This is a genomic window from Streptomyces sp. NPDC004542, from assembly GCF_040610035.1.
GTDB lineage: Bacteria > Actinomycetota > Actinomycetes > Streptomycetales > Streptomycetaceae > Streptomyces.
In genome coordinates, this window is sequence record NZ_JBEXLP010000117.1 from 1 (window position 1) to 19,095 (window position 19,095).

Below are 19,095 nucleotides of genomic sequence, written 5' to 3' on the forward strand. Positions count from 1 at the left end.
CAAGCTCCGGTGCTCAACCACCCGGATCACCAAACTCGTCCAGGCCGTCCTGACCCTTCATCTGACCAGCTCAGACTGAGGATGGAAAAGGCTCACGGTCCAGGGAACAACGCACTGGATCCAGGAGCAGGGAGATCTGCTGGCCGGCCACATTCTGGCGGGGGAACTCGCCGCGGATGAAAACCTCAGGCGCACAATCATCGAGCTTCGGCGTGCAGTCAGGGCCCTGTTCGCCCGGGCGGTCAGTCCCGCGCCCCCCAGCCCGCCGGACGCCCATCGCCTGATGAGTGCCGACCAGGCGGTGGCCCACCTCAACACGGCTGCCGAGCGGGAACTGGTCGCCCCTCAGATGGACTGGCCCGTCGAAGGAGTCCCTACCACTCGCCTGCTGTCTGCCGAGAACGATCCGTACGTTCGGCTTGTCGCGGCTCTGGCCCGAGCCGCCATCGACTTTCTCAGCGGCCCACAGCGCACGCAGTTGCGATCCTGTACCGCGCCCCGCTGCGTGCGCTACTTCGTCAAGAGCCACGGACGGCAGGAGTGGTGCAAGCCGTCATGCGGAAACCGTGCGCGCGCAGCACGCCACTACAGGCGTCAGCGAACGGCAACCGATGGCGGTTCCGCTCCGTCGTAACCGCCCCGAGGTCGCCCTCGTGACCGCGCCGGTACAGACACCGGCCTGTCGCACGGGGGTGTTCATCGTCTCGCCGCTCACTCCGGCTGCGCCCGGCATCAGGCGGCCTGGCCGAGGCCGGCGGCGGTCAGGTCCTGCTCGCGCAGCGGGGTGAAGTCGACGTCGCGCTTCGGGTCGTACGCGTCGGGCTGGATGCCGAACTCGTGCGTCGAGTACTCGCCGAACCGGTTGATGTGCTCGGTCAGGTAAGGCGAGATGTGGGCCAGGTCCTCCGGCTCGATCGTCCGTCCCTCCTCCAGCAGCTGCCACACGATTTCGGGGGGCGAGATTGGTAGGCGTCGTTGATCGTGTATTCGGTGTTCGGCTTCCTGCCGTCGTGGTTGGGGAGCGAGTGTCACGGGCTGTGGTCGCGTCCGTCCCGTGGGGCGAAGGCTGTGAGGGCGTCGGCGTCGGTCGCGCGAGCGTGCAGGAAGTAGTCGGCCCATTCGGTGATGTCGGGGTAGGACGAGTGCTGGCTGAGCTGGGGGGCTGCGGCTTGGAGGTCGAAGGTCGTGGTGCGGAGTTCGACGCCCGGGCCCAGGAGGGCCCGGTGTGCTCCGGTTCGTCCGTAGGGCATGCCGATGCTGCCGGGGTTGATCACGAGTCGGCCGTGGGCGAGGCGGACGAACGGCATGTGGGTGTGGCCGCAGACCACGGTACGAATGTCGGTATCGAGTCCGTTGAAGACTTCCTTCCAGCGGTCGAGGCGGGAGTCGACCAGGACGAACTCCTCGTCGTCGCGCGGGGTGGCATGGCAGAACAGCACCTTTCCCAGGCCGTTCGCGGACAGGGAGAGTGATCGTGGCAGCGAGCTGAGAAGGTCGAGATGGTCTTCGCGGAGCCGTTCGACTGCCCAGGGGGCGATCGGGTCGGGGATCGTGTCGCGTTGCCCCTGGCGTGTAGGATCTCGCGCTCCGCTGCATACACCGAGCGCGTGACCTGCGGCTTCTCGCGGTGTCTCACGACGCTTCATCTGTGGCTGTCTCAGCGGCTGGTGCATTTCCTCAAGGGGCACCGATACCCCGCCGGATTGGGCAGCCCACTGACCTGCGGTGTCTCACGGCCCGCTTCATAAGTTCAGTCGATATGAAGCGGACGGTGAGATTATGAAACTGGATTTGAGACGCTACATGGCGGTATTCGAGGATTTCCCGGTCGGCGTTGCCGCTGATCCAGATGACGCGGTCGCCGAGGCTGGTCAGCAGGTCGAGAACCTGGGCCGGTTGCGGGCCGGCGGTGATGTCGCCCTCCATCGACAAGATCGATTCCGGCACCGGCATGCCCTCCGGATAGGCGGCTCTGACCGACCCCCAGTCTGGGCATCGGACTGAGCTCGTGGCCTACCCCGAGGCCGTCGCACTCACAGCCTCGCTCGGCTCACCGCATATGTCGTGGACCGATCGTCGGCCCGGCGCTGGCAGAAGTAACAGTGCTTATATAAGCACTGTTATGATGCGCTCATGGCCGACCCCCATGGACTCGACCCGACGCAGCAGAGCCGCTGGCGCCCCCTGCGCCTGCTTCAGGCGTCAATGGACGCCGACATCGCTCAGGTCTACTCCGAGCAGCAGATCGACGGGCTCAAGCCCAGCTTCGTCATGGAACTGCTCCGGCTCCACGCCTGCGGACCCATGACCATCGCGGAACTGGCCGAGTCGGTCCAGCGCACACACTCGGCACTCAGTCAGAAAGTCGCCGCGATGCGCACGGCCGGCTGGGTCCAGACCGTCGTGGGCGACGACGCACGCACCAAGAAGGTGACGCTCACCGACAAAGCCCACCGCATCGTGGATCGCCTGGCTGCGGAATGGCGGGCCACCGAGGCCGCCGTCGCTGACCTGGAGGCCGAGATTCCCTACCCGCTCTCCCAGGTCGTCACGGATATCGAGCGGGCTCTGGAGGGCAAGAGCTTCCACGACCGGATCGCTGAGAAGCTGGCGGAGGATCCCGCATGGGACTGAAGCGCACGCTGATCGACGTGACTCCGTTACGGTCCTCGCCACCGTTCCGGCGGTTGTGGATCGGGCAGACACTGTCCGGTTTCGGCGGCCAGATGACGCTCATCGCCGTCATGTTCCAGGTCTGGCAGATGACGAAGAGCACCAGGTGGACGGGTGCCGTCGGGCTGGCCCAGGCGATTCCGCTCGTCGCACTCGGGCTGTTCGCCGGCTCGCTCGTCGACCGGGTGGACCGCCGGAAGTTCTACCTGCTCACGATCAGCGGACAGGCCGTATGTTCGCTCCTCCTAGCATTCCAGGGCTTCCTCGGGCACGTTCCTGCCGTCGGCGTTCTGGGACTGGTCGCACTCCAGTCCTGCTTCAGCGCAGGCAGCGGCCCCGCCTCGCGCACCTTCATTCCCCACCTCCTGCCCAAGCACCAGCTGGCCGCGGGTCTGGCGCTGAGACGAATCGCCTTCCAGGGCGCCATGCTCCTCGGTCCCGCACTCAGCGGACTGATCGTGGGCGGGCTGGGAGTAGGCGCCTGCTACCTGATCGACGCCCTGACCTTCATCGCCGCGCTCTACGGCGCGTTCGGCTTGCCGCAGATGGACCCCGGAGACGAGCCCGCACGGCCCGGCCTGCGCGGAGTGCTGGACGGCCTGTCCTTCCTGGCACGCACCCCCGTCATTCGAGGGGCCCTGCTCACAGACCTGGCCACCACCGTGCTGTCGATGCCCATCAGCCTGTTCCCCCTGGTCAACGCCGAACGGTTCGGCGACAACCCCCGCACCCTCGGGCTGTTCCTCACAGCCATCGCCGTCGGCGGCGTCGCAGCGTCGCTCTTCTCCGGAACCTTCACACGATTCCCCCGCCCCGGCCCGGCCATGCTCGGCGGATCCGCCACCTGGGGCGCAGCGTTGACATTGTTCGGCTTCTCGCCCAACCCATGGGCCGGTTTGACCTTCCTCGTCATAGCCGGCGCCGCCGACACCGTCTCCGTCGTCTCCCGGAGCACCGTCGTCCAGATGCACACCCCGCACGAACTACTCGGCCGCGTCAGCGCTGCCGAACAGATCGTCGGGCAAGCGGGACCCGACATCGGCAACATGCGCGGAGGTCTCGTCGCAGACGCCACGTCGGGAGCAGCAGCCCTCGTCAGCGGTGGCCTGCTATGCCTCGGCGCCGTCGTTGTGGTGGGCGCCACCGCGGCAGACCTGCGCCGTTCCTCCACATCACCCCATCCACACACAGCCGCAGCAAGCCCATGAGTCGGTCCCCGAGGCACGCAGTCACTGGTTCCAACTCTCGTGACCAGGTTCCAACTAACGTGTCACGGCTCACCGCACCACCTGCGAGACCAGCGCCCAAAGTGTCACCTGAACTGACGAAGTGCCAACCGAAGCGCTCGGTCACACCACGCGCCTCAGCAAGATCGCGTCATGGGTTCTCAGGAATGCTGACGCTTGACCTCATTCATGCGCGCCCTATTTCTCCAAAGCGCCGCACACGCGAGGACTGCAATAATCGGCCCAGCGACAAGTCCAACCGCCGGAATGATGCCCGCGGAAAAGGAGAGAGTGTCATCGTAATGCACACTGCTCCCCCAAAGGAACCATAGGGTGAAGAGTACGAGTCGGAGCATCAGTGTTACGCGTTCGGCTCTCAGGGACCTGAGCTCTTCGTTGCGCGCTCTCCCTTCTCGCCGCTCCTCCTCATCTAGACGCTCCCGCATCTTCCTGTAATAGGTAGCAGCATACTCCGGAATCGGTGTACCGATATTCACTTCTCCGAAATCGCGACCTTGAAATACCGGGCCGTGAAACTGCCCGCCACCGATTTCATTATGGGTTTCGTCTCCCACACCACGCTCGTGATCATGATTTTCACCCACCATCTTTCGAACATACCGGCTGGCCCTGCGCCCTGTCGAGGCACAAACGATGAAAGGCCAGAGAGGCATTCCGCTACCGGCATGAACCAATCAATACGGCTCCCTAGCCTCGATCTTTCTTGAGGGAAAGATCGAGGCTAGTCACAATACCAGTGACTTAAGGTCGTCAGCTGGTAGGGTGCGTGGCGGGGAGGTGCCGGGATGCCACGGCCGGGTCAGGTGAAGCTGGGGACGGACGAGCGGTTGTCGGATCGCATCGCGGTCGGGCTGCTGACGCGGTCGTTCCCGCCGGAGCTGGTGGATCGGGTGGTGGCCGACTGCGGGAGGTCCGGGCAGCGCAACCGGCTGCTGCCGCCGCGCGTGGTGGTCTACTTCGTGCTGGCGATGTGCTTGTTCTCCGGCCAGGGCTACGAAGAGGTCGCCCGGCTGCTGACGCATGGGCTGACCTGGGCGAAACGCTGGTCGGGGTCGTGGCAGGTGCCGACCACAGCGGCGATCTCGAGAGCTCGCGCGAAACTCGGCCCGGAGCCGCTGAAGGCCCTGTTCGCCTCGGTGGCACGGCCGTTGGCTACGGAAGCGACCCGGGGTGCCTTCTACGGTCGATGGCGGCTGATGGCCGTCGACGGCACCGTCTTCGACGTTCCGGACAGCCAGGAGAACGCGGCGCATTTCGGGCGCCCGAAGACCCATCGCACCCAGCGGTGTGCGTACCCGCAGGTGCGGGTGGTCGCGCTGGCCGAGTGCGGCACCCACGCCATCACCGCTGCGGCTGTCGGCCGGTTCACCACGTCTGAGCCCGTGCTGGCCCGCGAGCTGTTCGACCACCTGGGCGAGGGCGATCTGCTGCTGGCCGACCGCGGCTTCACCGGCCTGGAGCTGTGGCGAGCGGCTTCGGCCGGCGGCGCGGACCTGCTGTGGCGCATCCGTTCCCACCAGGTGCTGCCGGTCCGCGAAGAGCTCCCCGACGGCTCGTACCTGTCAGACATCGTCGCGGCCAGGGACCACCGCAAGCGTGCCGACCCGGAAGCGGTCCGGGTGATCGAGTACACCCTGGACGGTCCCGGGCGGCCTGAGCAGGACGCCCCTTACCGGCTGATCACCACGGTCCTCGATCCCGACGCTGCCCCGGCCACCGAGCTGGCCGCCCTTTACCACCAGCGGTGGGAGTTCGAGAACACGCTGGACGAGCTGAAGACCCATCAACGCGGACCCGCCCAGGTCCTGCGGTCCCGCTCACCCGAAGGCGTCGAACAGGAGGTCTGGGCACACCTGCTGGTCCACCACGCCATCCGCACCCTGATGCACGACGCCGCCGCACAGGCCGGCCTCGACCCCGACCGGCTCTCCTTCACCCGCAGCATCCGCCTCGCACGCCGCCAGGTCACCGCGCAGGCGGCCTTTTCCCCCTGACCACCTGACCGCGGCCCTCACCGACGGACTCCGCGAGATCACCGCGCGCCTGTTACCCACCCGCCGCAGACGCTCCAACCCACGCGTCGTCAAACGCAAGATGTCCAACTTCGGTGTCAAACGGGGACGAGCACTACTCCTGGCCTCAGCCCGCCCGGGACCCAGCAGACGACGTGGCCATCGCCCCGCACTGGCGCACCGCCCCGATCAACCCGTCAACAAAGACACCCGCGAAGCCAGGCCACTAAGTCACTGGTATTGAGGCTAGTCAACCTGAGCTCTGACACTCCCGAGCACGCACGCGCGGCAGCAACCTGGGCAGCGGACCACGGCGCCACCTTCCTCACCGGAGGTGTCATGGTCCCCACGCCGATGGTCGGCACGGAGGCCGCCTATGTCTATTACAGCGGCCGTGACCAAGTGATGGAGAGCCACCTGACGGCGTTGACGTACTGGGAACACCAAAGTATCTGGGCGAGGACCCGGGCCTCGCCCAGATGATGTATCGAGCCCAACTCGCGCTGTTTCTGACCACCTTGTCGGGACTGATGCACCACCGCGATGCTGGGTACCGCGGGCATGTAGGCCAGGGAAGCGCTGCCCGAGTTGCTCTCCTCAGCCGGCTCGATCGTGACCTGCGACTGGCGCCGGGCACGCTCGGCGGTCCTGCCCGACAGCCGCGGGAATCGTCCGACAGGGACCCAGTCCGGGCCGGCGACCCCTCCGGCCGGTCTGCCGGCTGCGATCGCCAGGCCTGCTGAGCAGCGCTGTCAGTGGCACCCCGTAGCGTGCGATCATCGAAACCAGCACTGCGGGGGAAGGCCGGCGCATGAGCAGGCGTGTGGAAAAAGGCGGCTACACCGCGGAACTGACGGCTGACCTGGAGGTGGTCTACCGCAACCCGCAGGGGCGGAGAATCAAGACTCTCCCCGATGGCCTCGCGGGTGCTCCGGGGCTCGCGGCCCTGCTGGGCGCAACGACACATCTGCGGAACCACCGTGAGGCGTGCCGTCTGCAGGCGGGTGAGTGGGCGTCGGCCGGTGTCCGTGTGCCGCGTGCCCTGGCCGACACGGACCCGCTGTGGCGGGAGTCTCTGGAGGCCGAGTCCGTCGAGCTGACCGACCAGTTGGGCGACGGTGGCCTGTGGGCCCGTACGTACGCCGGATTCGACGGCCGCACGCTGACCCAGGTGCTTCCCGAACAGCTCATCCCGTACCGCGACCGCCTGATGCGCGGGCAGCGCTGGGAGCCGGACGACTGCTTCTCCACCGGCATACCGGACCCCTCCGACGGTTCCCTTCCCTTCCCTGAGCGGGTCATCGCCGCCCACCCCGGTTTCGAGGAGCCGGCGACCGAGAAGCTCCTGCAACTGCAGAAATGCACGCGGCAGTGGAAGTTCGCCCACAAGGCGAACGTCGACAGTGTCCTCCAGGGCATGGAGGAGTCGGCCCCCGCGCTGCTGATCACGCTTCTCGACGAGATGGCCGACCTCGCGCTGCGGCAGGGCGAGCATGCGACGGCCGCCGCCTGGTTCGGGCGGGCCCGCACCGGCGAGCGGGTGCAGGCGCGCAAGGCCGACAAGCAGTGGCTGCTGGGCCGCTACCTCACATACGCCGAGGGCAAGGCCCTCTCTGCCACGGTCCTGCGAGCCTGGGCTCGCGAGCTCGCCGTCAAGGGAGAGGCGACCGAGGCAGATCTCTCAGGGTTCCGCCAGATAGCAGTCCGCCGTGTCCAGGCGTCGTCGGAGGTGTACCCGCAGCTGGCCGCCGATGTACGCAAGCTCGCCAAGGCCGCCGGTCTCGAACCGGAGAGGGAACTGGCCACGCTGCTCGGGGAGATGTTCGCGGTCGGCGGTGTCTCGCTGTCGGACGACAAGTTCTGGACGGACTGCCTCAAAGGCCCGGCCTTGGACCTGCTGAGCAGGCACGCGCCGCAGGCCGCCCGCCAAGTGCTGAGGCTGCGTCCTCGGGGTTTCGGCGACAGCTCCAGGGTGTGGCGGGAGCTGCTGGAACGCACCGGTGCACTGGCGCTGCTCACCGGCGAGGTCCCGGGGTTGCACGTCGGCGAGGCCGCCGCCTGGCTGTCCGCGTGCGTCCTGTCGAGCAGTCAACGGAACGGCCCCTGGCCCGTCATGTACGAGATCGCCGAGCGGATCGCGTCGAAACTGGCTGCCGACGGTGTGCCCGTGCAGTTCCGTTACCGACGATTCGGCGAGTATACCGACGGTAAGACACCTCTCGACCTGATCGACTTGCTTCTGGAGCACGGGGCCCCGGTCGCCGACCCTCCGGAGCTGCTCGGCCCCTCGGAGCTGTACAGCATCCAGCTCAGCCACCGGCCGAAGCTGGAGCGCCTGCAGGCGGACGAGCGCTTCGCCCGGGAGCTGCGGGCACGGGTACGCGCCGACCTCGACATGACCACCCAGGACCTGGCGTCCAACAGCTGGTACCAGCCGCACGACACCAAGGGCTGGCAGCGGATTCCCGAACTGTTCGACAACCCGATCGGGCACGCGGAGATCCAGGCCTGGTTCGGTCGCGAGCGGGCGAAGCTGCGCGCGGGCGTCGGCTTCGATGAACTGGTCCTGCTGCTGGGCCGGCTCGTGCACGTGGGCGTGGCGGCGGACCTTCTCCTCAAGGACACGGAGGCGGCGGCCGAGTTCGCGGCGGTGGACGTCGTACCGCTGCTGATGGCGGAGTTGCCCGACACCGTCTCGCGTGCAGAGGTGGAGAAGTTGCTGGGGAAGCTTCAACCCTCCTACGTCGAGCTTGAGGGGGTTCGGGGACCCAATCGCGGACCCATCCTGGATGCGCTGCCGCAATTGGGCGAGCCGATGCACAGCCAGGCCGCCCGGCGCCTGGTCATGGCTGTCAACTGCCGTGCGGGACTCCGGCGGCTGGTCGGGCGTCTCACCCCTGGCGAGGACGATGTATCACCGACCGCCGACGCAGGGTCGCAGGAGCCGGAGGACAAGGTGAGCCGTCAGATGATGGCGCTCGCGAAGGAGGGCACGGCCGTGTGGGGCGGTGATCTGGGACAGGCCACCACCACGTTCGGCCGCCTGCCGCGCGACGGCCGGTTCCGGCGCACCCACGCGTGCGCCGCGGCACTCGCCCTGTGCGCCGTCTCCTCGCCGCCGGGCGGCTCGGCGGCCCGGTCGCTGATGACGTACGCCGCCCATCCCTTCGTCACCGCTGAACCGGGCCACTGGCGGATCGTCCACTGCGAGGTTCCCGCGGACCGTACCGACATCAACGCCCCGCTTCCCGGAGCCGTGTTCCGGACGGCCACCTCCGTCGCCTACGTCCTGGCCAGTGGAGGCAGAGACCCCCGGCGCACACTGTGGGAGTACGCCCCGGACGGCGCCTACGCCGAGGACGGTCCACTGGCTCTCGCAGGCGTGAAGCTCACGCGCGCCCATGTGCTGGAGCCCGTGCGTCCGGGCGCATGGTTCACGCGCTTCACCGAGCTGTATCGCAAGCACGGACCGGCACCGGCCCGCCCGGAGCTCGCCCGAGCCTTCGCGGAGCGCCTGGGCCTCTCCCGGGCGGAGGCCACCGCACTGCTGACCGCGCACGTCCCCTGCGCGCCGCACCAACTGGACGAGGAGGACGACTACCTCTCCGCCCGCTGCTCCACCGACCTGGAACCCTGGAAGATCCGGCACAAGGAGGCGGAACAAGCGGTCGCCGCACTGGCCGACGCGCTCGGCCCCCGGTTCTTCACGGCGTTCTACGACAAGCTCCTTCCCGACGATCCCGAGCAGCTGTGGGCCACAGGGCCCGACGTGCACCGGGCCGCCGAGTGGTGGCTGGAGGAACTGGGCAGCCCCCTGCCCGTACCCACCGCGCTCCTGCCCCTCGCCGCCAAGGAGATACTCCCGCCCCAGGGCGAGGCGGCCATGACTCGGCAGCCCCGCGGGGACAACCGGCGCTGGTGGCCCCACCTGCGGCTGCCCGCTCTCCTCGGCCAGCTTGCCACCGGGGCGGACTGCCTGACTCCCCGCTACGAGGGGCTGGTGGGCGAACCGCACCTGCTGGCCCTGCCGAGAATCGCCGCCTGGCTCGCCTACCGCACCCCGGCCGGTGACCCGTCGCGCCCTGCGGCCGGCGCGGCGATATCCCGGCTGTGCGAGGAGCTGTCCTCTGCCCCCGGCCCGCTCATGCTCTTCTCATTGCAAAGCAACTACCTGATGGGCCCGCCCCCTTCGACAAGAGCGCTCACCGCTCACCCGGCGGTTACGGAGATGGCCGACGCGACGTACGACATGTGTCATCTGCGTGTGGACCCCGCCGCGCTCAAGGGACCCGACGATCCGCTGCTGGACACCTTGGACACCTACCTCGACTCCGTACTGCCCTCCCAGTGGCTGCCCAGCCCCTCGGGACTGCCCGCCGTTGCGGACCTGCGGCTGCTGCTGAGCGACGGCTTCGCCGCGCTCGGAGCGCACTTGCTCACCGACGGGGAGCGCGCCCCGGGCTGGGAACAGAACCCCGCACGGTCCGTGCCGCATCTTGTCGAAGACTGCGCCGAGGCCTTCGGGCTGGGCAAGGACGCCGCCTGCCTCTACCTGATGCTGCTGGCGCTGCCGGACCCGACAGACCGCAACGTCAAGGCGTGGACCGGCTGGAAGCCCAGCCGCTTCAAGAATGCGAAGGCCGAGCTGCACGCGTCGGGCCGAGTGCTGCGTGCCCTCCGTTCACGAGCGGGCCGCTCCCTCTTCCTGCCGGGTGCCTGGCAGGAGCGGAAGCCGCCTCGCCTCCCGATCGAGGCGTCGAAACTCGGCCTGCTGCCCCTGGCCAGGGAGTACCGGTCGACATCACACCTGACCGCGGTGCCCTCCGCCCCGCTGCCGGTCCTGTTCACGCGGGCGTGGGAGGGCATAGCCCTGTAGGGGCAAAGGAGCGCGTCGTCTCCGTGGTTCCCCGGCCACACGCACCCCCAGCCCCGTCCTGTGCAACGGTCAACGCGATGCGCGTTCGCCCAAGGCGCCCGCCCGTCCGGCTCGGCCTTCACAGCCTGGCAACCGGTGCCGGGCGTCACCATCCCGCCCTCACCGGGGAGACAGCCCCGACGGCCTCATGGTCCGTGCTCCGCCGAAGCAGCCGCCGCGGATCTGCCGTGGATGCGGGGGACTGCGGCGCCATGCCGGCCTGGGGCCGTGCTCGGCCTGCTGGCAGAAGCACCCCAAGCCGCCCCCTCATCCGCGGCGAGCACCTCCGCGACCGGCCGGCTGTGCCGGGACTGGCGCCGCAGGCGAGCGGGCCGCGGCCCAGCACCCCTCTCCCGGCGAAGCAGACCGGATGGCCGGGTGCCCGCCGAGGCACCGAGTACGGCTGCGGACTCGGCACCCACCGCTGAGGCGTCGAGCCGGCGCTCGCCCACCTGCAACGGTTGCGCCGCCTGCGGATCCGCTGGAAGTTCCGCGACGACATCGACGAAGCCTTCCTGGCCCTAGGATGCGCCATCGTCTGCCGGCGGGTGAGGTTGCCGGTCAGCCCAGGGAGGCGCTCGCTGCACGCAGTTCGTCGAGGGCCGCCAGGGTGTACCCGGCGAGCTCGTCCGTGCCGGCACGGTCGCCCTCGGACCACTGGGCGTATCCCCGTTTGAAGGCGAGGACTCCCAGCTCGCCCGCCAGAGCCGCGGTCGGATCGGGTATGCCGCGGGCGATCAGAGCGGTCGTCATCGCGGCCGCCAGGCTGACACTCTTGAGGGCGTCACGCTCTTGGAGTTCACTGCTGGCGGCGACGGCCGCCTTCAGGCGAGGCGCGAGCTCGCGGCTCATGGGGCCGATCGCGGCCGACGCGCGCTCCAGGCCGGCCGCGACCGCCTCGAGCGGGCTGGCGTCAGCCGGCGCGTCGGCGATCCCGTCGGCCAGCAGTCGGCTCAGTGTCTCCTGTCCGGCCACCAGCAGCTCACGCTTGTCGGGGAAGTGCCGGAAGAAGGTGCTCTTGGTGACTCCTGCGCGCTCGGCGATCTGCGCGACCGTCGTGGCGTCGTACCCCTGCTCGGTGAACAGGTCGACGGCAGCCATGACGAGGCGTTCGCGTGCGCCAGGTTCCCATCTGCCCATGGTCACCATCCTAGGCGATGGGACTCTTGTCCCATCACTTGGGTAGAGTGATGGGACAAGAGTCCCATCACTTCCGGGGAGTTTTCCCATGCGCGTTTTCGTCACCGGCAGCACCGGCCTGATCGGTTCCGCCGTCGTCGCCGAACTGCTCGACAACGGCCACACGGTCCTCGCACTCGCTCGCTCCGACGCGTCCGCGCAGGCCGCAGAGGCGGCCGGAGCCGAGCCCCTCCGGGGAGCCCTCGCCGACCTGGACACCCTGCGCGCCGGCGCCGCCCGGGCCGACGGGGTGATCCACCTCGCGTTCGACCACGACTTCAGCAGCTCCGACACCCTCGCGAAGTCGGTCGCGGAGGAGGGTGCCGCCCTCGCGGCCCTCGGCGAGGAACTCACCGGCAGCGACCGCCCTCTCGTCACCTGCTCGGGTACGCCCCACATACCCGGCCGCGCCTCCACCGAGGCCGACCCGCTGATGACCGAGGGACCGGTCGGCGGCCGCGACCGTGTGGTCACGTCGGTCCTGGGCCTGTCCTGCCGCGGGGTCCGCACCAGCGCCGTACGCCTGCCGCGCACGGTTCACAACCAGGGCTCCGGCGGATTCGCCGGCCTGTTGACCGACATCGCACGCCGCACCGGAGTGGCAGGTCACCCGGGTGACGGCGCACAGCGCTGGCCGGCCGTCCACGCGCTCGACGCGGCAGTCCTCTTCCGGCTCGCCCTGGAACAGGCGGAACCGGGCACCTCCTGGCACGCCGTGGCCGACGAGGGGGACCGGGTTCGCGACGTCGCCACGGTCATCGGCCGACGGCTGGGCCTGCCGGTCGAGTCGGTGCCGGCGGAGACCTTCGGCCCCTTCGGCGAGATCTTCGCCAGCGACCAACCCTCGTCCAGTGCTTACACCCGGCAGGCGCTCGGCTGGGAGCCCAAGCACCCCAGCCTTCTGGAGGACCTGGAGAACATCCAGCCCTGACCGACGACCGGGCGTTCAGGGAGGCTCCCGGCCGAAGCGATCCCCCGCTCCCGCTCCTGATCCGTGCCTCTCACGGCTGGGTCAGGAGGCGGGTCCGGAGGAGGGTGAGGCCTGCGGCGACAGTGCCGGGCCCGTCCGCACTGGCGTCTCCGGTTCGCTCCGCTCGAACAGGCCCGCTCCCGGCATCTTGCGCGCGCTGCACACCGGTTGACGCCCGGCCTCCAGTGGTGGCCCTGGCGTTTCCGGTATCGATCGCCGCAACTCCGGGCTGCGGGTTGACCGAGGACTGCATCAGCGCCCACACCAGGGTGACGATACCGGTGGGGCCCTGGACTGAGGCGGCGACCAGCTGGCCGGTGTCCGGGGTGTCGAGCAGCCAGAAGAACGACGTTGATACGGTCAACACGACTGCGACCCCAATGACCGTGATCTTCCTGCGTCGCGACACACCCAATCACTCCTTACCCAGCAGCCGACGAACGCCCGCCCTCAGCAGCATCGGATGTACTCCGCTGCCAGAACAGGGCATTCCTGCACAACTACTTTTTCTTCGCGCGTTGTTGAGCTCACCGTTCCAGCCGCCTCGCATAGGTGGCAGGCTTCGGAACGGTCCCGCTACCGCTGTGCCGGCATCGGCGGAGGCTCCGCCGTCTGCGGGTTCCAGGGTGGGATCTGCTGGTCCAGTGCAGCCCGAGGCCCGGGCACGATGACCGCAGCAAGGTCGAGGCGGCGTCCATATCGAGGTTCACCTCCCCTTACGGGCGGACACGCCTCCAGTTCGGCGGCGGGTACCTGCACCTGCCGCGCGACGAACTCCACCGCCTCGCCCGGAAACTCGAACCGGCCCCGGGGAAACCGACCGTGCTGCGTATAGAACTTCAGCAATACGGCGAAGCCCAGTCACGTCGCACCACGCTTGCCTGACACAAGCGCCTGCTCGTCCTTCAACAGCCTCCAGTGCTCGACCAGGTAGTCAAGGTCCAAAGGCGTACGGACCACGGTCGTCGATCGTCCTCTCGGGGCCTCACCCCGCGCAGCTGTACGACCCCGGACCCACCCACACGGGTGACACCCTCGCAAGATCACCGCTGCTTGCGGCTGGTGACAGCGTTCTTACCGGCGTGTCGGCCGTGGGGTCAGCGTGACTGAGGTGCTTTCAATGGGAACCCACGGCGTTTCCGCAGGCAGGCGTGAAAGTACGGTGGGTCCGTTGCCGCTGAATCGGCAGGTCCTTCACCACTGGGCGCGCTGTCCAACACGGAGGACGCTCAGGTAACGGCGTGATGCTCGGTCGCCCATCCGCGTGCGGATGCGCTCGGCTACGGCGCCGAGCAGGGGTTCACGGACGTCGCGGTCGAGCCTCCGGTACAGCGACAACGAGCGGAGGTGATCGGCAAAGCCGTCTCCGTTGAACCACTGAACGGTCGGGTACCAGCGCACGATCGTTGGGCCGAACAGTCCTCCGGGGTCTTCGACCAGGCCCCAGCCCTCGTCGGTGGTGCGCACGTCGTCCTCCAGGGGAGGATGACCCCAGTCGGGGTTCCCGGGGCAGAACTGCTCGTGGAGATCGGCGGTCTCGGCATACACCTCCGGCTCTCCCGGCCGACGGACAACGACGTGGCCGAGCAGCGCCATCCAACCTCCGGGATGGAGCACGTCGTGCGCCCGCTGCCAGCCGATCGACGGGTCGACCCAGTGCCACGACGACGCAGCCACGAGAGCATCGAAGCGTCGACCGCGGTCGTCCCACTCCTCGAACGTCGACGTCTCGACTGCGACGTTACGGAAGGAGGCCATCCGTTGGCGAGCGAGTGCGGCCATGTCTGCGCCCGGCTCGACGGCGGTCACTGAGCATCCGAGTGCTGCCAGCGAGCGCGTCGCCTGACCGGTTCCGCAGCCCACTTCCAGCACCGACGACCTGTCGGCCACGCCGGTAACGGCGACAAGATCCGCGAACAGCTCGTCGGGGTATCCCGGCCGGACCCGGTCGTAGAGCTCCGGCACCTCGTTGAACACCCGTCCGAGGTCGTGTGGATTCGGGCGCATCTTCGGAGCGTCAGTCACAAGTGCACAAGCTATGAGGTTCGTCGACGGGGACGCCACTGGTTTAACGGCAGCTCCTCGACAGCAGCCGTGTCGTCGAGCAGGTTCTGGGCGATGGCCGCGTAGCTGCTCGCGGTGGTGTGGGACAGGTTAAAGACCAGAGCGAGGTGCAGCGGGTCGGCGCCTCGTGCAGGACCCGGTCGCCGCGGATGCGTTCGAGGTAGACGCCCTGGTGCAGCAGGTGCCGCTTGAGGTACTCGGGGCTGACGGGCCCGGTTCCCAGGGCGGTCTTCGCGTTGATCAGGACGTGCCGGTTGGGGGTCTTCGGCCAGGTGGTGTGACGCTGGGCGAGCCAGGCCAGCAGGGTATGGTGGGGCAGCTCGCCGAGCCGTTCACTTCGGCGTCGGTCATCGGCAGCAAGCTGCGCGGGGATGTCTTCCATCCTGAGGCGGGTGGTGGGGTTGGCGAAGATCAGGCCGCGCTTCTTGGCGAAGCGGAACAGTGAGCGCAGTGCGGTGATGGCGTTGCGCCGCTGCCATCCGCGAGGGGTGACAGCGCGGCCGTGACGTCGACGACGGTGATCTCGCGCAGGTGCCCACGGGTCGTCGCCCAGTTCTCCAGCAGGGGGCGGATGCCGCCCAAGCAGACGTAGACGCAGTTGTGGGAGCGGGGCTTGGTACGGCTGTCGCCGTCGAGCAGGACCAGCAGCCAGGCGCGGACGTCTCGGGTGAACCCGGCGGGCAGCTCGGCGGTGCGGTTCTCGATCCAGGAGCGGACCGCCAATCCGCTGTCGTTTTCCAACAGCTCCAGGTCGGTCGACTCCGGCACCGTCTCCGGCTCGGGCAGCAGCAGTTCCTCGACGCAGCAGCCGAGCACCGCGCAGATGACGTCCAGATCGTCGAGCTTGACGGTGTTCGGCTGGCCGGACCACAGGCTCGACATCTTCCCCGCACTGATCAGCACGCCGCGTGCGGCGAGCATCCGCTGGAGTTCGCTGGCCTTCCAGATGCCGCGTTTAGCGGCCGCCAGGCGAAGGTTCCACTTCACTGGGCCGGTCCTTTCCATCGGTCGGTGGCGCGCTGCTGTCCGGCGACCCAGGCGTCTTCGATATGGGTGCCGTGGATGTGGATATACCGGGCCGTGATCCCGGTCCAGGTATGCCCGAGTAACTCCTGGATGGCGAACAAGGTCATGCCGGCGAGATAGAGCTGGGAGGCGCAGAAGTGCCCGCAGCACGTGCGGGGTGAGCTTCCCGGTCCCGGCGGGCAGGTGCTGGGCGGCGGCTTCGGCCAGCGACCGGCGGAAGACGTCGGTGGGCGCCCGCGAGCACGAGCCGTCCCGGTTCTTGCGCTCGGAGGGGAACAGCGGGGCGCCCGGCCGGGTGTGATCGGCGTCGAAGTGGCCCCACACATCCTCGATGAACCACCGCAGGTTCCGGTCGGCGCCGTTGATCAGCGGCACCAGCCGCGGCTTCGGCCCACGCCTCCGGGATCCCTTGCCGCGCGGGACGTTGAGCTTGCCGAACCGGCCCAGCTTCCACCGAACATCGTCCAGGTCGAGCATCCACGCCTCGTTGATCCGCAGCCCCACGTCCGCCGCCAGCCTCGATCTGTGCTTCGCTGGGCGGGATCCCCAACTGCGGTTCCCCCGAGGCCCGCGGCCGGTTCATCTCGTCCAGCGGGCACTCGACCACACGGCTGGTGAAGTTGTGTAACTCGACGTTGTGCTTGCCGAAATAGACATCGGTATCGGCAGGCTCCATCTCCCGCAGCGGACGGCCGAACCAGTCAGCCCTGGCGAGAACGAACCCCGCCAGCACATCGGTCTCGAACTCGGCGAGCTCCCCCTCGCTCACCGGCGCCCGGTACTCACGCAGATCGCGTACTACGGCCAGAGCCAACCCACGCCTCCACGACTTCACCCAGACTGAAGGAAGCCCGACAGGGGTGAGGGTCGCGCACTACGGACGAGGTACCAGACCCAGGTCCGCTCTCTCAGTGGTGCCCGGGACCTGAGGGACGAACGCGGAACTCGGGAACTGTTGCTCACCATCTTCGCTCGGTGGGATCCGCACGAGTGCGCCGTACGTATGGGCGGATCGGCCAGTGTGAGCCAGTCCTACCGGGTGGAGGGAGCTACCGGCCCCCGGACGATCAGGACGTCGGCTTCGTGGCGCCAGCCGAGGGAGGAGTAGAAGCGCTGTCCTTCCTCGCTGGCGATGAGAAGACCGGTACGGGCGCCCTGGGCCACGGCGGCCTCCGCGAGAGCGCTCATCATGGCGCGGCCCAGGCCGCGACGCCGGTGCGCCGCGTCCGTCTCGATGCGATCGGCGATCGCACCGGCGCCGACCACGGCGATGGTGCCACGCGCCGCCACATCTCCGGAGGAGTCATGGAGGGAGACGACCGTGACTGGTCCCTCCGTGCGGACCTCGCGCTCGTACGGCGCGGCGGGCGCGTGCTGCGGATGCTCGGTCAGATCGGTCGTCATGAACCACTCGGATCGGTGGAGCAACTCCAGTCCGGCGGCGTCGATGACGGCTTCGACGGTGCCTGGGCTCAGCGTAGGTACCGTGAGCCAGATTGATACGTATTGCGACCCGCGGTCACCGTGATGAATGAGGCCAGAGCCCTTCTTGATCCTCCGTCTCCACAACGCCATCTCCAGGGCATCCAAAGGCAGTTCGGTCCGCATATGGTTCGCGACCTGCCAGCCGACAATCATCCGCGTCGCCTCAACTCCGCTACCTCTTTGCGGAGTTGCTTCAGTTGCTCGTGCTCGGCGATAGTCAGCCGGTCGTCGCGTTCGCCGGCGTCCGCCTCGGCCTGGCGGACCCAGCCGCGCAGGGCTTCCTTATGGATGCCCAGGTCCTTGGCGACGTGCGCGATCGGACGGCCGGTGGTGCGGACCTCACGGACGGCCCGCTCGCGGAGCTCGTCCGGGTACTTACGTGGTGCTGGCACTGCTCGTGGTTCTCCTTCGGGCCAGGACCATAAGCCTGGCTTCAGGGACTCCACGAATCCGGGGTCAGCTCACGTGCCGTCCGAACGACCGTTCCGCTCCTTCTGTGGAATCAGGTTTGTCAACCTCGACGGTGGTGGTCGCCAGCGATCCGGTTCGGACTCGCAGTGTTGCGGGCGGAGTCTTGGGAGACCTCAGGTCTCTCCCAGCACCGCCCGGATCACGTGCCGGGCGTTGAAGGCCATCGCCGGGTTCGTTCTCCGGTAGTACGGCAGTGCGATCAGTGCCTGCGACAGCGTCCGCCCCCGGCCGCGGATCCAGGTTGCGTCGTCCACGCCCAGCGCCTCGCGGAAGACCTCCCGTGCATCGGCCGGCAGCAGATTCCATGCCGGGAACAGATCGCAGGCCGGATCTCCCACCCCCGTGCACCCGAAGTCAATCACCGAGGCCAGCCTGCCGCCGTCGACCAGCAAGTTGCCCGGCATCAGATCGGCGTGCAGCCATACCGGGGGCCCGTCCCAGTCCGGGGTCCGCAGCGCGTCCTCCCATGCAGCAGCCGCGGCATCGCAGTCGACGTCCTCCTGCGGGATCCCACGCAGTTCCTCGATCGCCGCCCGGGTCTCCGCGTCGAGCGAGCTGACCGGCCCGCAGCGATGGGCCTGCGGCGCCCCCGGCAGGGTGATCCTCCGCATCGCCGCTACGAACTCTGCCAGATCCTTGGCCAGCAGCACGGGCTCGCTCAGTGCCCCCGCTTCGGGAAGCTCCCCCGCCAGCCACCCATACACCGACCACGGCCACGGATACCCGTCGGCGGGCTCCCCGGCCCCGAGCACCTCCGGAATGGCCGTGGGCAGCCGGGGCGCGAGACGGGGCAGCCACTCCTGCTCCATCGCTACAGCCTTGGCTCCGCCCCGCACCAACGGCAGCCGCACAACCATGCCGTCGCCCAGCCGGTACATGGCGTTGACCGTGCCACCGGAGGGAAAACGCTCCACCGGTAGCCCCGACCACTGCGGGAACTGCCCAGCAATCAGCCGCCGGGAGTGTCTAATCAACGGCGGATCTGTTGATCATGGAGACGCCAAGTGAGTGAGATGACGATCGAGCACGAGTCCGTGGCTGAGCCGGTCGGTG

General features: G+C 68.4%; 15 protein-coding genes and 6 pseudogenes. 7 read left to right on the plus strand and 14 right to left on the minus strand.

Translation table 11 applies throughout. The features are described from left to right. Positions 1–94: 94 nt before the first annotated feature. Positions 95–634 (plus strand): annotated as a pseudogene (locus ABZX30_RS34630) (CGNR zinc finger domain-containing protein); the annotation flags it as partial. Positions 635–732: 98 nt separating this feature from the next. Here ABZX30_RS34630 and ABZX30_RS34635 read toward each other — a convergent pair. The 3 genes and pseudogenes from ABZX30_RS34635 to ABZX30_RS34645 form a co-directional block, all read right to left on the minus strand. Further along, positions 733–945 carry a Tn3 family transposase gene (locus tag ABZX30_RS34635; protein ID WP_355941324.1) on the minus strand — a complete coding sequence of 71 codons (213 nt, stop codon included), beginning with the start codon at positions 943–945 and terminating at the stop codon, positions 733–735. 83 nt (positions 946–1,028) lie between these two features. Then, positions 1,029–1,571, minus strand: a pseudogene (locus ABZX30_RS34640) (metallophosphoesterase family protein); the annotation flags it as partial. 235 nt (positions 1,572–1,806) lie between these two features. After that, positions 1,807–1,926: pseudogene (locus ABZX30_RS34645) on the minus strand (metallophosphoesterase); the annotation flags it as partial. 207 nt (positions 1,927–2,133) lie between these two features. On the opposite strand from ABZX30_RS34645, the gene ABZX30_RS34650 reads away from it, so the two are divergent. Both ABZX30_RS34650 and ABZX30_RS34655 read left to right on the plus strand, forming a co-directional pair. Further along, entirely contained in the window at positions 2,134–2,634 is a 501-nt protein-coding gene (locus ABZX30_RS34650; protein ID WP_355941327.1) for a winged helix DNA-binding protein, read from the plus strand. Next, a complete protein-coding gene (locus tag ABZX30_RS34655) occupies positions 2,625–3,881 on the plus strand; it encodes an MFS transporter (RefSeq protein ID WP_355941330.1) in 1,257 nt (418 codons plus the stop codon). The genes ABZX30_RS34650 and ABZX30_RS34655 overlap by 10 nt, the downstream gene beginning before the upstream one ends. A 179-nt stretch (positions 3,882–4,060) precedes the next feature. Here the strand turns inward: ABZX30_RS34655 and ABZX30_RS34660 are convergent, their stop codons facing one another. Beyond that, positions 4,061–4,507: a hypothetical protein gene (locus tag ABZX30_RS34660; RefSeq protein WP_355941333.1), complete on the minus strand. Its 447-nt coding sequence runs from the start codon at positions 4,505–4,507 to the stop codon at positions 4,061–4,063. A 198-nt stretch (positions 4,508–4,705) separates the two neighbouring features. Here ABZX30_RS34660 and ABZX30_RS34665 point away from each other — a divergent pair, with 198 nt between their 5' ends. From ABZX30_RS34665 to ABZX30_RS34675, 3 genes and pseudogenes are all read left to right on the plus strand, one after another. Continuing rightward, positions 4,706–5,914, plus strand: coding sequence for an IS4 family transposase (locus ABZX30_RS34665; protein ID WP_355941336.1), 1,209 nt, complete (start codon positions 4,706–4,708; stop codon positions 5,912–5,914). Positions 5,915–6,154: 240 nt separating this feature from the next. Further along, positions 6,155–6,496 (plus strand): annotated as a pseudogene (locus tag ABZX30_RS34670) (NAD(P)-dependent oxidoreductase); the annotation flags it as partial. A gap of 247 nt (positions 6,497–6,743) precedes the next feature. After that, entirely contained in the window at positions 6,744–10,808 is a 4,065-nt protein-coding gene (locus tag ABZX30_RS34675) for a hypothetical protein (protein ID WP_355941339.1), read from the plus strand. A gap of 600 nt (positions 10,809–11,408) precedes the next feature. On the opposite strand, the gene ABZX30_RS34680 is transcribed toward ABZX30_RS34675, so the two are convergent. After that, positions 11,409–11,987 (minus strand): helix-turn-helix domain-containing protein, encoded by a 579-nt coding sequence (locus ABZX30_RS34680; protein WP_355941342.1) that lies wholly within the window; start codon positions 11,985–11,987, stop codon positions 11,409–11,411. An 88-nt stretch (positions 11,988–12,075) separates the two neighbouring features. Here ABZX30_RS34680 and ABZX30_RS34685 point away from each other — a divergent pair, with 88 nt between their 5' ends. Further along, positions 12,076–12,957 carry an SDR family oxidoreductase gene (locus tag ABZX30_RS34685; RefSeq protein ID WP_355941345.1) on the plus strand — a complete coding sequence of 294 codons (882 nt, stop codon included), beginning with the start codon at positions 12,076–12,078 and terminating at the stop codon, positions 12,955–12,957. A 70-nt stretch (positions 12,958–13,027) separates the two neighbouring features. On the opposite strand, the gene ABZX30_RS34690 is transcribed toward ABZX30_RS34685, so the two are convergent. The 9 genes and pseudogenes from ABZX30_RS34690 to ABZX30_RS34730 form a co-directional block, all read right to left on the minus strand. Further along, positions 13,028–13,405: a hypothetical protein gene (locus ABZX30_RS34690; protein ID WP_355941347.1), complete on the minus strand. Its 378-nt coding sequence runs from the start codon at positions 13,403–13,405 to the stop codon at positions 13,028–13,030. Between the two features lie 785 nt (positions 13,406–14,190). Further along, complete coding sequence (locus tag ABZX30_RS34695) at positions 14,191–15,021, minus strand: class I SAM-dependent methyltransferase (protein WP_355941350.1); 831 nt, start codon at positions 15,019–15,021, stop codon at positions 14,191–14,193. Between the two features lie 43 nt (positions 15,022–15,064). Next, positions 15,065–15,442 carry a hypothetical protein gene (locus tag ABZX30_RS34700; RefSeq protein WP_355941353.1) on the minus strand — a complete coding sequence of 126 codons (378 nt, stop codon included), beginning with the start codon at positions 15,440–15,442 and terminating at the stop codon, positions 15,065–15,067. A 383-nt stretch (positions 15,443–15,825) separates the two neighbouring features. Beyond that, positions 15,826–16,047, minus strand: a pseudogene (locus ABZX30_RS34705) (helix-turn-helix transcriptional regulator); the annotation flags it as partial. Beyond that, positions 16,044–16,193 carry a hypothetical protein gene (locus ABZX30_RS34710; RefSeq protein ID WP_355941355.1) on the minus strand — a complete coding sequence of 50 codons (150 nt, stop codon included), beginning with the start codon at positions 16,191–16,193 and terminating at the stop codon, positions 16,044–16,046. The pseudogene ABZX30_RS34705 and the gene ABZX30_RS34710, both read right to left, overlap by 4 nt. A gap of 925 nt (positions 16,194–17,118) precedes the next feature. Further along, the gene (locus tag ABZX30_RS34715; protein WP_355941358.1) at positions 17,119–17,490 is read right to left on the minus strand and encodes a GNAT family N-acetyltransferase; all 372 of its coding nucleotides are present in this window, start codon (positions 17,488–17,490) and stop codon (positions 17,119–17,121) included. A gap of 90 nt (positions 17,491–17,580) precedes the next feature. Next, positions 17,581–17,727: pseudogene (locus ABZX30_RS34720) on the minus strand (DDE-type integrase/transposase/recombinase); the annotation flags it as partial. Continuing rightward, on the minus strand, positions 17,721–18,017 hold the full coding sequence (locus ABZX30_RS34725) for a transposase (protein WP_355941361.1): 297 nt from the start codon (positions 18,015–18,017) through the stop codon (positions 17,721–17,723). The pseudogene ABZX30_RS34720 and the gene ABZX30_RS34725, both read right to left, overlap by 7 nt. 138 nt (positions 18,018–18,155) lie before the next feature. Then, on the minus strand, positions 18,156–19,016 hold the full coding sequence (locus ABZX30_RS34730) for an aminoglycoside phosphotransferase family protein (RefSeq protein ID WP_355941364.1): 861 nt from the start codon (positions 19,014–19,016) through the stop codon (positions 18,156–18,158). Positions 19,017–19,095 lie beyond the last annotated feature (79 nt).